The sequence below is a fragment of the Pseudoalteromonas sp. SWXJZ94C genome (genome assembly GCF_015864385.1).
In the GTDB taxonomy this organism is placed as follows: domain Bacteria; phylum Pseudomonadota; class Gammaproteobacteria; order Enterobacterales; family Alteromonadaceae; genus Pseudoalteromonas.
The window spans coordinates 1-14,375 of the sequence record NZ_JADYXF010000002.1; the positions used below are offsets into that span (position 1 = coordinate 1).

A 14,375-nucleotide genomic window follows, 5' to 3' on the forward strand; every position below is an offset into this window, starting at 1 on the left:
AACTATCAGTTTTTTGTCAAAATATGCACGAAGAGCGAACCCAAAAAGAGATAAAGAAAAAGGACGATTAAAATGCGGCCTGAATCCAATTATCTCTTAATGTCTAACCTATGAATATTAACTATCTAAAAGGTCGTAGTGATGGTATTTCGCTAACCGCTATTTCAACGACAGAAAATATTAAACCAGGTCTTAAAGAAAGTGAGCAAACCACACACTTTTCAATTATTGATAAAATGGGTAACGCTGTTGCAAACACGACCACAATAAACTTAGGTTTTGGCAGTGGTGTGGTTGTTGAAGGGGCTGGCTTTATTTTAAATGATGAAATGGACGATTTTAGCGCCAAACCAGGTGTTATGAATGTGTTTGGTGCAATTGGTGGTGAAGCTAACGAAATACAGCCACACAAGCGTATGCTTAGCTCTATGACACCTACAATATTACTTAAAGACAATACCGTTAAAATGGTAACTGGTTCGCCAGGTGGAACAACAATTATTAGCTCAGTTTATGAGTCTATTTTAAACACGGTAGAGTTTGATATGAGCGCAGAGCAGGTTGTTAATAGCCCTCGTTTTCATCATCAGCTATGGCCTAAAAATATAATCAGAGCACACAAAGGATTAACTAATAAAGTAAAAAAAGAACTTATGAAAATGGGTTACACCATAAATGAGAGCCACTTTGGTGATCTACAAGTTATTATTAATAACGACGGTAAATTAGATGCAGCATCTGAAGCATCTGGGCGTGGCAAGTCGATAGTATTTTAGATTTAGTGAATTAAAAATTAGTTATAAAAAAGCCGCTTAGTAAATACTAAGCGGCAAATATCTTATAACCAACGAATAGCGCCAGTAACGCGTTCGTTATACATATTAATTGGTGCACCAGCATTTGCTACTAAAATAGTATCTGCTTGTGATCCTCTATTAATATGCCCTTCAAAGCGGTCATCTCCAAAGCTATCATCGCCAAACCCAAACGATTTATTTTCAGACGGAACAATAAATACAGTCATGGGTCCAAAGTCTGATTCAAAGACTAAATGCAGGCCTTTCTCACCTTCAAAATCACAAAACATAGCATAAGTAACTTTACCAGGAAGTTCATCAATATGACCGCCTAGTATCGCTAATTTGTCGTTTACACTTTGTAGGCTAATAGGTTCTTTTTTATCAAGAGAGCTAATTTCGTAATAAACGTGGGTAAGTGCATGCTCACCAGCTTCGTTCACTATGTTTTGCTCTGCGCTAAAAAAGAAAGCGCTAATTGCCACTACAAAAGAAGCGGCTAATGCTAAATGTACGCGATCAAACTTAAAACGCGAACGGGCATCAACCACATTATCACCTGTAGCTTGCTCTTCTTGAAGTGCTTTTTCTTTTAACGATGTATTTAAAAGAATGCGATCCGCAAGGTTCTCAGGTACGGGTATATCTAAAGCATCTTGAATATATTTATCAAAATCTTTCATATCACTAATAAAACTTTGTCGCTCTTGGTTATTGTTTGCAAACTCCATGAGCTCCTTGTCAATGTCGTTTGGCTGCGCAATAGTGCGGCGACGAAACTCAAGTTCATCCATTATTTTGATGCCCCTTTAAGTTGTTCATCATCACGGCTTAAAGCCTCTTTAAGTTGATTTCTAGCACGGTATAAGCGAGTCATTACCGTGTTTTTATTTAAATTAAGTATGCCTGCAATCTCTTCACCAGAGCAGCCCATTACAACTTGAAGTAATAAAGGCTCTCGGTATTCATCTGAAAGCAGTGCAATCTGGCGCTGAATAACCGTTTGTTCCATTTCATCATCTAACGAGTGGCTCGTTTCATCAACAAGCGTATCGTTTTCTACATCACTGTAATCAAATTGCTTACGCTCAAATCTGCGTGCATTCTCCCTGCGTAAAATAGTTAATAACCATGGTTTAGCTGCTTTTTGATCCAATAAAGAATCAAGTGAACGCCAAGCACGTAAAAACGTCTCTTGTACTAAATCGTCTGCTATGTGTGGATCACGACATAACCAATAAGCGAAGCGGTAAAGCTCCTTATTGTAAACGTGGACCAAGGCTTCATAACGTTTTTGTTTCTCTGCCATATTGATTAAGACCTGATTATTTGATTTATTCTTTCCAAGCATAAGTACTTTTTTAGTTAAAAATTATTATTTAATGCATGAAAGACCTGCATATATCAAATATTAATGATAAAGGTCTTTTAATACAGCTTGTTGCGACTCTAATGCTTGAGCATGATATTTTTCAAGTATTTTAATAATAGCATTAAGATCAGCATTTGTTGCTCTATTACTATAAAGCTGTGCCTGTAATTGAGTTATATGGTTATTTAACTCATCATTATTTATGATACGGCATAGCTCATCAATTGCGCCCGTATCTTTGTGTGTATGTAATACCGCATAGTTATTTAGTTCATTGTAAAAGTCTTTAGCATCTTGCTTTTTCGCTGTTGCAGTAAGTCTTTTTAAACTCGGCTGTTTAAGCGTGTTATTACTTGAGGGTATATTTTTTTCATCGTTTTTAGTAGAACGGGTTAACCAAAAATAAATTACAGTCGCAATCCATAAAATATAACCTAACACAGCAATAACTATTAGCCATATAGGTGTTTCACTTTGAGTTTGCACTGATTGCGAATTTATTATATCCGCATTGGTATTTTGCGGCGAGTGTGAATTAGCTATATTTTGCTGATTATTTTCAACGGGTGGATTAGCTGAGGTACTACTTGGTATTACTGTAATAGTGCGCTCAGGTAAAGTTGCGTAGCTAATGCGGTTTGTTTTAGTGTTATACCAAGGTAGTTTTATTTCTGGGAGTGTATAAGTACCTGCTCTTTGCGGTAATAACGCATAAGATGCTGTTTGCTGTGATACAACACGCCCATCACGAACTGCATTGTTATTTTCTTTTTCATCAGGGTAGCTGCGAATTCCATCAATAGCTGGCATTGCTATTTCAGGGAGTTGCTCTTTAGTCACACCAAGTGCCGTTAAAGTAATTGTGCGAGTGATAGGAGTACCTACTTCTACAGTATTATCTTTAGGTTGCCATTGCTCATCTAAGTTAACTAATTCGCTTGGTAACCATGCACCTTTATAATTACTTGGAATTGGCTTGATTTCTATTTGTTGCTCATCACCTAACGCAGATACTTCTAATTGACGATAATTTTGTTGTACACGACCTTGAAACGCAGGGCCTGCAATTGTATAAACACCGCTTTTTTGTGGTTGAATTAAATATTCACGAGTAATTACTAAATAACGTTTACCATCCACAAGTTCATAACTTTCGGTTTGCTTACCTAATTGCGTCAGTTGAGCATCTTCCATGCTTGGCGTACTTAAGCTGCCATCAAGTAACTCTTTAGCTAAATAAAGCTTAATGGTGTAAACACCAGCTTCTTGAACAAATAACGAATTGTTAGAAAGTGAGGTTTTTAAAAAAATATCATTGTTTTTATCCGCATCAACGTCACGTTTAGATACTTTTAAATTAATTGGTTGTGATGTAAGCCCTGCAACGCTAAAAGCCGGAATGGTATATTCACCCTCAGCGCGAGTCATTAATTTAACAGACCACGTTGTTTGTTTATTAATGCTGCCATTGATAACGTTAGTACGCGAACTCAAACTAGTAGGACCTACAACAAAGTCTTTTAATAATGCTGATGTATCTGGTTGCTCACCTCTAACCGTATCGTCAACAGAGATGTTAAGCATAAAAAATTCACCTGCTAAAACAGGATTTTTATTAACACTGGCTTCTAGTTTAGTTGCAGCCCATGAAGGCATAACACTCAATAATAATAAACAGTAAACTAATCGCATTACCATGATTTTTCTACTCCTGCAGGGCGACGTTTATATTGTCTTTTTTGGGCTTCTAATTGCATTTTATTCCGTAATAAAATAGCCGGATCATCCGGAACTTTTCTGAGTAATTGATTAAGTTGTTGAGCTTTTTCTTTCTCTTCGTTAGTCAATTCGCTAGCTTGTGCTTGCATTGCCTGCTGTTGAGCATTTTGCTTTTGCTCCTCACTAGCAGGTTGCTCACTCATAGCTTGAGGAGTATCTGTTTGCTGTGCATCGTCTTCAGGGTTTTTAGCATCTTCATTTTGAGCCTGGTCAGTTGGCTGCTCTGCTTGCATATCAGGTTCATTTTGCTTATCTGATTTATCACCAGATTGATTTTCTGACTGCTCGCCTGATTCATCTTGCTGCTCTGATTGCTCAGCATCTTGATCAGATTTATCACCTTGTTGATTTTCACTCTCTTTAGGCTCACCTTTTTCACCATCACCTTTTTGTTGATCTTGCTCAGATTGATCATCTTTTTGCTGCTGGTCTTGGTCGCCTTTTTCGCCATCATCTTGAGAGTCATCATTTTTTTCATCTTGTTTGTCTTGCTGCTGATTGAGTAGCTGCTCAACAAGTGCCTGATTTTCAGAAGCTTCGGTAAAGTCATTTTGCAAAGCTTGAGCCTGTTTATATGCCTCAACTGACTCTTCTAATTTACCTGCCTTGGCAAGCGCATTGGCATAATTATAAAAACCAGTTGCTGATTTATCGTTACTAAACTGATTTATAGCGGCTTCGTAATCACCTTGTTGATACAGAGCAGAGCCTTTTAATTGGGTTGATTGAGCTGCACTTGCACTATCGTAATCTTTATTTTGATAAGCATCGAGCGCACGTTGATCGGTGTTTTTTAAAAGTGATGGAAGCTCTACAGCAAATGCGTTTTGTTGTGGTAAAAAACTAAAGATTAAAAAAGCACCTACCAAAGCAGATCGTCTAAACAAATAAAGACCAAGTGGTAATAAAAGTAATAAACCATAAATACCTGCATCTATTCTCCAAAGGGCGTGGCTTTGTTTTTCATCTTTTAAAAGCTCGCTATTATTACTAGGAGAAAATGTGGCTATGTCGGCACTACTTGGTTGGTAGCTGGCAAATTTACCGCCACTGCTTGTTGCTAAGCTTTTTAATTGTGAAGCGTTTAACTTAGGCACTACTATTTGCCCATAAGTATCTTTCAAAAAACCACCTTCAGGTAACTTAATTGGGGCACCTTGGGGCGTACCTACACCATAGATACTTAATCGATATTGAGTTTTGTTAGTAAAATCGGTTACTTCGCTCAACTCTTGCTGCTCAATACCGTCGGTTACTAAAATAATATCGCCATCTACATAGCCTGCTTGTGTTAACAGTTCTTTTGCCATATCAAGCCCGGCTAAAACGTTTGAGCCTTTATCAGGCATTATTTCAGGGCTTAAACTAGGAATTAAATTTGCAAGAGTGGTGGCATCATTCGTTAAAGGGGAAATAGTATAAGCTGTACCAGCATAAGCTATTAAAGCGGTATCGCCTTCTTTAAACAAATCAATCATATCAAGCGCTTTAAAACGCGATTGTAATAGTCTGTTTGGTAAAATATCAGTGCTGTACATAGAGTACGACATATCCATAACAATAACGCGGGCACTTTTGCTCTGAAACACAGGAACTTGTTTTTTCTCAAAGCTAGGTCCCGCACTAAATAAAATACCTAAGCTACAAAATAGTGCTACTAACCAAAGTGGTTGGTTAGTTTTAGTATTTGATTCGCTCATAATAAACTGGGCTAAGTGCGGTGCTATTAAATGCTCGCTTGTTGTTTTTTTATGTTTAATTAATGCGACAAAAAACAACGCTATTGCGGGTATCAAAAGCCACAAAACAGCGGGGCGAATAAATTCAAAATCCATTAGCTTGGCTCCTTTAACGCACGTAATGTACTTAACATTACGTTTAAGCTAATAAGTAAAATAGCGATAAGTAACGGGTAGTAAAAAAGAGAGCTTTGTGGGCGAAACGTTTGTTCGTCGGCACTAATAGGTTCAAGCTTGTCGAGCTCAGCATAAATTTGTTGTAAACCGGCTACATCTTTAGCTCTAAAATACAAACCACCTGTTTGCTCTGCAATACTTTTTAATAGACTTTCATCTAAACTACTTCCGCTAGCACCACTCATATTAAATAAACTAAAGCCGCGAGGGTTATCTGAGCCAACGCCAATGGTATACACTTTAATACCTTCTTCGCGAGCAAGTAGTAAAGCTTCTTCTGGTTTTAGGTTACCGGCGGTGTTTTGCCCATCGGTAAGCAGTACAACAATACGATTACTTTTATCTTTATTAGCAAAACGCTTTACTGACAGCCCCAAAGCATCACCAATAGCAGTAGCACGACCGACCAAACCAATTTGTGCTTCACTGAGCATTTTACTTACGGTTTTAACATCGCGAGTCAACGGGGTTTGTAAAAAAGCAGTATCCCCAAATAATATAAGACCGAGCCTGTCACCTTGGCGCTGCTCTATAAAGTCACTTAATACGGCTTTTACCATAGTAAGCCTGTCAACATATTGACCATTGTAAGCCATGTCTTGCTCGGTCATAGAGCCTGACAAATCTACAGCAAGCATTATATCGCGACCTTCATTTGGCATTGATATAGGCTCATCTAACCAAGTGGGGTTAGCCGCTGCAATAACGAGTAACAACCAAATAGCCCATTCAAAAGGACTTAAGCGACGCGCGCCTTGCTCAATACTTTGGTTAGTTAAATTATGTTTAGAAAAGCTTGGTATGCGTAAGCGTGTATTTGTGTTGCTAGCTAGAGGTTTTAATAGCAAAAGTAATAAAGGAAGTGGCAGCAATATAAAAAGCCATGGCCAGCTAAATTCAAACATTAACTCGCTCCTTTATTTTAAATTGTTTAATACTTTGGCGAAGCTTGTCACAAAGTGGTGCATCTTTTTGTTGTACATTATAAAGACTTAAAATTTCTTGTTCGCTAAAGGTCAAACTCGTTAGGGTGGTAAGTGTATTACACCATTGAGCAGTAGATTGTGCAGCAAGACGTTTATCGTAATATTCGATTACTAAACGCTTTAAAATAATATGAAGCTGTTGTGCATCATTTAATTTAAGGCTTAGTTCTATTGCGTAACGTTTTGCTTTATTAAATTGATGCTTTTTATAAAAAATATAAATTGCTGCACACAGTGCCAAAAGTAGTAGCGCAATAATAGCCCACCAAGCAGGAGCGAGTGGCCACCAACTAACTTGGCTTGGCGCTATTATATCGTGCAGTCCATCGAGTGGAGACGTTTGCATGGTTATTTTCTCACTAATTGCAGCTCAAGCGGTATTGCTGCATTGAATGATATTAAATTAAGACCTGATTTTGTTAAGCGATTAAATCGTGTGCTAAATGCTTGCTCAGCATTTTTGGCAAAGCGTTCTCTAAAGCTTTTATCCATTAATGGCAGAGCAAAATCTTGACCATTTGCACTAACTGTTACAGCTTGCTTAAATGCAGGTAATTGGTGTTCAAAAGGGTCACTAATATGACAACCAATTAATTCACAATGTCGACTGAGTATCTCAAGTTGCTTAAAACTGGCATCGTCTAGGGCGTTAAAGTCAGAAACTAAATAAACTAAACTGCCAGGTTTAGCTAAATGGTTAAGACGCTTTAAGTTATCGCTAAAGTTATTTGTCGCTTTTTCATCAATAGAGTTAAGAGCTTGCTGGTGGTTTGCGCATAAATTATGACAAAGTTTTAATACTGCTTTATCACGAGCGCTTGGTTTTAGCTCTAAGTGAGAGTGCTGATTAAAAACAATACCACCAATTCTATCGCCGCGTTGGCTAGCAGACCATGCAACTAAGGCACTAATATGCGCAGCTTGCACTGATTTTAACAATAACTTTGAACCGAACAACATTGAGTTAGAGAAGTCAGTAAATATAAAAACAGGGCGTTCTTTCTCTTCTTGAAAAAGTTTAGTGTGAGTTTCACCGGTGCGCGCAGTAACTCGCCAATCAATAGAGCGAATGTCATCGCCTTGTTGATAATGTCGCACTTCGGCAAATTCCATTCCACGACCTTTGTGCGGTGCGAGATATTGCCCAGTTAAGGCGTTTTTTATTTTTACCTTAGGGGCAAGCTCAAGCAGCTGCGCTTTGGCTTTGTAGTACATTAGCTCTTTAAGGGCTAAATTTACACCGTGGCTATGGCTCTGATTGAGCCATGCTTGGGATTCTAATTGTGTTTGCATAACTTATGGTACGGCTACAAGTTCAACAATTCGGCTTATTACCTGATCTTTAGTAATGCCGTCGGCTTGGGCTTCGTAACTTAAAATAATACGGTGGCGCAACACGTTATGCACTACAGCTTGAATATCATCAGGGGCTACAAAATCACGACCTTGTAACCAAGCGTGTGCACGGGCACATTTATCAAGTGCAATAGTGGCACGCGGACTTGCGCCAAACTCTATCCAACTACCAAGTTGTGCATCTAATGCAGCACCTTCACGTGTAGCAATAATTAATTGCACTAGGTATTTTTCAAGTGGTTCGGCCAAATAAAGACCAAGGATAGCTTTACGAGCTGCAAATAAATCACTTTGACTAATTTTTTGCATTACTGCTTGTTGTTCATTTAATGCTTCGCCACGTGTTAAACGCAGTATATCAAGCTCATGTTCGGCGCCAGGGTAACCAATGCTTAAATGCAATAAAAATCGGTCAAGTTGCGCTTCAGGCAGTGGGTAAGTCCCTTCTTGTTCGAGCGGGTTTTGCGTTGCCATAACAAGGAACAGTTCACTTAGTGGATAAGTGTTTTTACCTACCGTAACTTGACGCTCAGCCATTGCTTCTAAAAGAGCTGATTGTACTTTTGCTGGTGCACGGTTAATTTCATCGGCTAAAATAAGGTTATGAAAAAGAGGGCCTTTTTCAAAAACAAACTCACTGGTTTGTTGACGATAAATATCGGTACCGGTTACATCAGCAGGTAATAAGTCAGGTGTAAACTGCACGCGCTGAAAAGACCCTTCTATACCTTTAGCAAGTGCATTTACGGCACGAGTTTTTGCAAGCCCAGGAGGACCTTCTACTAATAAATGACCATCGGCTAAAATTGCAATGAGTAGCGCTTGAGTGAGCTCTGGCTGGCCAATAATTTGTGTATCTAAATACGTTTTTAATTGTGAAAATGCGTTAGCTGCCATAATAATTCGACTTTCCTCGTCAGCTGGGTTTATACCTGAATGCTTTAGGTGTTAAATACTGAACTAGTTATAAGGTTTATAGTTGTGTAACTCAAGGGTTAGACTGTATTTTTTAAAAAAGTTCGTTATTTTTTAATGATTTTCAGCGTATCACAAAATTTTGTAAAAGCGTCTAAAAAAGCCTATGGTTGTACCTTAAATAACTAGTATGTAAATTATTTATATTTGATGCATTCGCATTAATTACAGTTTATCTATTGGCTTTAGTACACGGGTTGTTTAGAATCGAGAAAAATAAACAGGTCAGACCTGTCAGCGGGAGAGCATAATGTCTGAGCAAAACATACTTAAAACACCAAAGGGCGATCGTATAGCTATAGTTAGCGGCTTGCGTACACCTTTTGCAAAACAAGCAACAGCGTTCCACCATGTACCTGCACTTGATATGGGTAAGTTAGTGGTTAACGAAATGCTTGAACGATTAAATTTCAATAAATCAGAAATCGATCAGCTTGTATTTGGTCAAGTAGTACAAATGCCAGAAGCGCCAAACATTGCGCGTGAAATTGTATTAGGTACGGGTATGCCAGTATCGGTTGATGCATATTCGGTATCGCGTGCATGTGCCACCAGCTTTCAGGCAATTGCTAATGTAGCTGAGTCTATTATGGCAGGCTCTGTAAGTGTGGGTATTGCAGGCGGCGCCGATTCGTCATCAGTATTACCAATTGGTGTTAGTAAAAAGCTAGCAGGCAGCTTAGTTGATTTAAATAAAGCGCGAACACTTGGTCAGCGCTTAAAAATATTTTCGAAACTGCGTTTAAAAGATTTATTACCAGTGCCACCTGCTGTAGCAGAGTACTCAACAGGTCTTTCAATGGGTCAAACTGCTGAGCAAATGGCTAAAACACATAACATTAGCCGTGAAGATCAAGATGCATTAGCACATCGTTCTCACTCACTTGCAACGCAAGCGTGGGCTGATGGAAAATTAAAAGATGAAGTTATGACGGCGCATTTACCGCCATATAAAAGCTTTATTGAAGAAGATAATAATATTCGTAAAAACTCAACGGTTGAAGGCTACGCAAAGCTTAAACCTGTTTTTGACCGTCAGCACGGTACAGTTACGGCAGCAAATGCAACACCATTAACAGATGGTGCAGCGGCTGTACTTATGATGAGCGAAAGCAAAGCAAAAGCACTTGGCTATGAAATATTAGGTTACGTACGTAGCTTTGCATTTTCGGCAATTGGTGTAGAAAAAGACATGTTAATGGGCCCAGCTCATTCAACGCCTATCGCACTTGATAGAGCGGGTATTACGCTTGCTGATTTAGATTTAATTGAAATGCACGAAGCGTTTGCATCGCAAACACTCGCTAACATGAAAATGTTTGCCTCAGACAAATTTGCACAAGAGCATTTAGGTCGCAGTAAAGCAATTGGCGAAATTAACATGGATAAGTTTAACGTTAACGGCGGCTCTTTAGCATATGGTCATCCATTTGCTGCAACAGGTGCTCGCTTAATTACGCAAAGCTTACACGAGCTTAAACGTCGTGGTGGCGGTTTAGCATTAACAACAGCATGTGCTGCTGGTGGTTTAGGTGCAGCCTTTGTATTGGAGAGCGCGTAATGACAGATTCAGTATTTAATTTAGCGGTAGACGAAAATAAAATAGCCGTTGTAACTATCGATGTGCCAGGGGAGAAAATGAATACCCTGCGCAGTAGTTTTGCCGATGATTTAAAAGCGTTACTAGAAGACGCAAAATCGCAAAACGTAAAAGGCATGGTATTTATAAGCGGTAAAAGCGATAACTTTATTGCTGGTGCCGATGTTAAAATGCTTGATAGCGTTAAAATGCGTGAAGATGCTTTAGCTATTAGTGAGCTGTGCCATCAAGCGTTTTTTGATATGACAAAACTGCCATACACAACAGTTAGTGCAATTCATGGCGCTGCATTAGGTGGTGGTTTAGAGTTTGCATTAGCGTGTGATTACCGTATTGGTACCGACAGCGATTTAACAAAAATTGGCCTACCAGAAGTGCAACTTGGTTTGCTTCCTGGTGGCGGCGGTACGCAGCGTTTAACTAAAATTGTCGGTATTCAAAAAGCACTAGAGTGGATGCTAACAGGTAAACAAATTCGTCCTAAGCAAGCTAAAAAAGCAGGCGTGCTTGATGATTGTGTACCGCACAGTGTACTTCTAAAAGTAGCAAAAGAATTTGCCGCGAAGAAAAAGCCACAAGCAAAAGAGCCGAAGCTCGACAATATTAGTAAATTATTAGAATCTAATCCGTTTGGTCGTAACTTTATCTTTAAAAAAGCCAAAGAAAACGTACTGAAAAAAACGGGTGGGCACTACCCAGCGCCACTTGCCATTATTAAAGCAGTGCGAGCTTGCGTAGAGTTGGATGAACTAAAAGCGTATAAAACAGAAGCTGAAGCGTTTGCCACTTTAGTAATGAGTAGTGAGTCTAAAGCGCTTCGCAGTATTTTCTTTGCAACCACCGAAATGAAAAAAGAGTGGCGCAATGATGACGCACCCGCAATAAGCAAAACGGCTGTTTTAGGCGGTGGACTAATGGGCGCAGGTATTGCGCACGTAAGTGCGGTTAAAGCTAAAGTACCGGTACGTATTAAAGATGTAGCAGAGCAGGGCATTAGTAATGCAATGAGCTACACCTATAAAATTTTAGATAAGCGACTTAAACGCCGTATTATGTCTAAAGCTGATGTGCAGTTAACAATGAACCGTATTACAGGTACAACTGATTACAGTGGTTTTAAACACATTGATTTAGTAATAGAAGCGGTATTTGAAGATCTTGCACTTAAGCAAGGTATGGTTGCAGATGTAGAGCAGCAATGCCAAGCAAATACAATTTTTGCAAGTAACACATCATCATTACCAATCTCGCAAATTGCAGCACAGGCAGCACGCCCTGAAAATGTAATTGGTTTACATTACTTTTCTCCAGTGGAAAAAATGCCATTAGTGGAAATTATTCCACACGAAGGTACATCTCAAGAAACAATTGCCCGCGTTGTTAATTTTGCGCGTAAGCAAGGTAAAACGCCAATTGTTGTAAAAGATATGGCTGGCTTTTATGTAAACCGTATTTTAGCGCCTTACTTAAACGAAGCTGCTAACTTAATGCTTGCAGGTGAGCCAATTGAAAAAATTGATGCCGCCTTAGTTGAGTTTGGTTTTCCGGTAGGACCGCTGGCTCTACTTGATGAAGTAGGTATTGATATTGGCTCTAAAATTGCTCCAATTCTTGAAAAAGAATTAGGTGAGCGTTTTAAAGGTCCAGATGCATTTACTCGTATGATTGATTCTAGACGCCTTGGTCGTAAATCGGGTCGTGGTTTTTATGAATACGATAAAAAAGGCAAAAAAGTTGATGAGTCAGTTTACGAACTGTTGGGTGTAACACCGGCTCCACGTTTAAACAAAAGTGAAATTGCTAAGCGTTGTGTATCGCAAATGCTTAACGAAGCCGCGCGTTGTTTAGATGATGGGATTATAGCCAGCCCTCGTGATGGCGACATTGGTGCTATATTTGGCATTGGTTTTCCACCATTTTTAGGTGGACCGTTTAGCTACATGGATAAATTAGGGGCAAGTAAAATAAGCTCTGATATGTCTACACTAGCTAATAGCGATGCTATTTTTACACCATGTGAAACATTGTTAGCAATGGCTGCCTCTGGTGCTACTTTTTACAAAAAAGAGCCTGCAGAAGATACACCGATTGACGATAATGATGCAGTAGCAGTGCAAACTGCTATTGAAACCGTTATTGAAAAAGATACCCAAAGTAGTGATTTTGTTAACGACGACGTTGTTGAAAAAGCTACGGATATTGACGATGTAAAAGAAGACAAAACGTCAAAGTAACTTTTTAAAGCTAGGATGTTTAAAATGCAGTTCACTTAGGTGAGCTGCATTTTTGTTTTAAGGTAAAATTAAATAATACAGTACAAAAAATAACACGAGTATAAGTGTTTTTTTATATAATTCTTTTGCATGCATTCATTGTGCAATGTATCACTTTTTAGTTTGTGTAAGACCTAGGTTGTTCGTTACAATGGCGCTCCCTAAATGCCAAACGGACACCATGATGAAAATTCTTGCCGATCAAAATATGCCTTTAGTTGAGCAGTACTTTGCGGACTTTGGTGAGGTGGAGCGTTTTGATGGTCGTAAATTAACGGCTGAACAATTAATAGATGTAGATGTATTACTTACTCGTTCAGTAACTCAGGTTAATAATGAACTTTTAGCACAAGCAAATAAGCTATGCTTTGTTGGTACAGCCACGATTGGTGTTGATCATATTGACACGCAACTCTTAAATGAGAAAAACATTGCCTTTAGCAGTGCCCCAGGCTGCAATGCAATTGCTGTAGCTGAATATGTAATTAGTAGTTTATTTGCATTAAGCCAAGAAAATGCTCGTCCATTAAGTGGACAAACAATTGGTATTGTTGGAGTTGGTAACATTGGTTCGTGTTTGGCGCAAAAATTAAAAGCGTTAAATGTCACTGTACTTTTATGCGATCCTGTAAAGCACGAGCAAGGTTTATTACATGAACACGTGCCACTTGATGAATTACTAGCCAAATCAGATGTTGTAACGTTCCATGTTCCTCTTATAAAAAGTGGTAAACATAAAACACTGCATATGATGAATAAGGCACGATTAAAATCACTAAAACCAGGGCTTACATTAATAAATGCAAGCCGTGGAGATGTAATTGATAACCAAGCATTACTTGAAGTAATGGAATCTGGTGCAGACTTAGATTTAGTCTTAGATGTTTGGGAAAAAGAGCCAAATATATTAACTGAATTACTTGAACATGTACGTTATGCAAGTGTGCATATTGCAGGTCATACTCTCGAGGGTAAAGCCCGTGGCACGCAAATACTGTATCAAAAGTTATGTGAACTAAACAATGTAGAAGCAACAAAGTCGCTTGATGAGTTTTTACCCGTACCTGCAATTACGCAAGCCACATTAACGCAAAGTTATAGTGAAGCTGATATTGCTCGTTTGGTGCATTTAATTTACGACGTACGCCGCGATGACGGCATTTTACTGCGAAGTTTAGCTAAAGAAGGCTTTGACACTTTACGTAAAAATTACCCAGTAAGACGTGAATTTAGCACCCTAGTATTAAAAGGTGAAAGCCAGCAACTTGAAGCTCTTGAACAACTTGGTTTTACTATAACCAATTAATTTTTAACTAGCGAT

The 14,375-nt window shown here is 38.8% G+C and carries 11 protein-coding genes and 1 pseudogene; 4 read left to right on the plus strand and 8 right to left on the minus strand.

Translation table 11 applies throughout. From position 1 onward, the window contains the following. Nucleotides 1-119: 119 nt before the first annotated feature. Nucleotides 120-776 (plus strand): annotated as a pseudogene (locus I6F65_RS00820) (gamma-glutamyltransferase); the annotation flags it as partial. 62 nt (nucleotides 777-838) lie between these two features. Here I6F65_RS00820 and I6F65_RS00825 read toward each other — a convergent pair. The 8 genes from I6F65_RS00825 to I6F65_RS00860 are packed head-to-tail and all read right to left on the minus strand — an operon-like array spanning nucleotide 839 to nucleotide 9,103. Beyond that, nucleotides 839-1,591: a DUF3379 family protein gene (locus tag I6F65_RS00825; protein WP_197111074.1), complete on the minus strand. Its 753-nt coding sequence runs from the start codon at nucleotides 1,589-1,591 to the stop codon at nucleotides 839-841. Then, a complete protein-coding gene (locus I6F65_RS00830) occupies nucleotides 1,591-2,148 on the minus strand; it encodes a sigma-70 family RNA polymerase sigma factor (protein ID WP_033024481.1) in 558 nt (185 codons plus the stop codon). The genes I6F65_RS00825 and I6F65_RS00830 overlap by 1 nt, the downstream gene beginning before the upstream one ends. A gap of 60 nt (nucleotides 2,149-2,208) precedes the next feature. Beyond that, nucleotides 2,209-3,867: a BatD family protein gene (locus I6F65_RS00835; protein WP_166108996.1), complete on the minus strand. Its 1,659-nt coding sequence runs from the start codon at nucleotides 3,865-3,867 to the stop codon at nucleotides 2,209-2,211. Beyond that, a complete protein-coding gene (locus tag I6F65_RS00840; RefSeq protein WP_166108997.1) occupies nucleotides 3,861-5,783 on the minus strand; it encodes a VWA domain-containing protein in 1,923 nt (640 codons plus the stop codon). The genes I6F65_RS00835 and I6F65_RS00840 overlap by 7 nt, the downstream gene beginning before the upstream one ends. After that, nucleotides 5,783-6,769 carry a VWA domain-containing protein gene (locus tag I6F65_RS00845; protein WP_024612287.1) on the minus strand — a complete coding sequence of 329 codons (987 nt, stop codon included), beginning with the start codon at nucleotides 6,767-6,769 and terminating at the stop codon, nucleotides 5,783-5,785. Before I6F65_RS00845 ends, I6F65_RS00840 begins: the two co-directional genes overlap by 1 nt. Beyond that, nucleotides 6,762-7,196: a DUF4381 family protein gene (locus I6F65_RS00850; protein ID WP_166108998.1), complete on the minus strand. Its 435-nt coding sequence runs from the start codon at nucleotides 7,194-7,196 to the stop codon at nucleotides 6,762-6,764. The genes I6F65_RS00845 and I6F65_RS00850 overlap by 8 nt, the downstream gene beginning before the upstream one ends. A 2-nt stretch (nucleotides 7,197-7,198) precedes the next feature. Beyond that, nucleotides 7,199-8,143, minus strand: coding sequence for a DUF58 domain-containing protein (locus I6F65_RS00855; RefSeq protein ID WP_024612289.1), 945 nt, complete (start codon nucleotides 8,141-8,143; stop codon nucleotides 7,199-7,201). A 3-nt stretch (nucleotides 8,144-8,146) separates the two neighbouring features. Continuing rightward, the gene (locus I6F65_RS00860) at nucleotides 8,147-9,103 is read right to left on the minus strand and encodes a MoxR family ATPase (RefSeq protein ID WP_024612290.1); all 957 of its coding nucleotides are present in this window, start codon (nucleotides 9,101-9,103) and stop codon (nucleotides 8,147-8,149) included. Between the two features lie 328 nt (nucleotides 9,104-9,431). On the opposite strand from I6F65_RS00860, the gene fadI reads away from it, so the two are divergent. The 3 genes from fadI (at nucleotide 9,432) to I6F65_RS00875 (ending at nucleotide 14,360) form a co-directional block, all read left to right on the plus strand. Next, complete coding sequence (gene fadI / locus I6F65_RS00865) at nucleotides 9,432-10,742, plus strand: acetyl-CoA C-acyltransferase FadI (protein ID WP_008138643.1); 1,311 nt, start codon at nucleotides 9,432-9,434, stop codon at nucleotides 10,740-10,742. Then, on the plus strand, nucleotides 10,742-13,015 hold the full coding sequence (gene fadJ / locus I6F65_RS00870) for a fatty acid oxidation complex subunit alpha FadJ (protein WP_166108999.1): 2,274 nt from the start codon (nucleotides 10,742-10,744) through the stop codon (nucleotides 13,013-13,015). The genes fadI and fadJ overlap by 1 nt, the downstream gene beginning before the upstream one ends. A gap of 223 nt (nucleotides 13,016-13,238) precedes the next feature. After that, complete coding sequence (locus tag I6F65_RS00875) at nucleotides 13,239-14,360, plus strand: 4-phosphoerythronate dehydrogenase (RefSeq protein ID WP_197111191.1); 1,122 nt, start codon at nucleotides 13,239-13,241, stop codon at nucleotides 14,358-14,360. Nucleotides 14,361-14,375 lie beyond the last annotated feature (15 nt).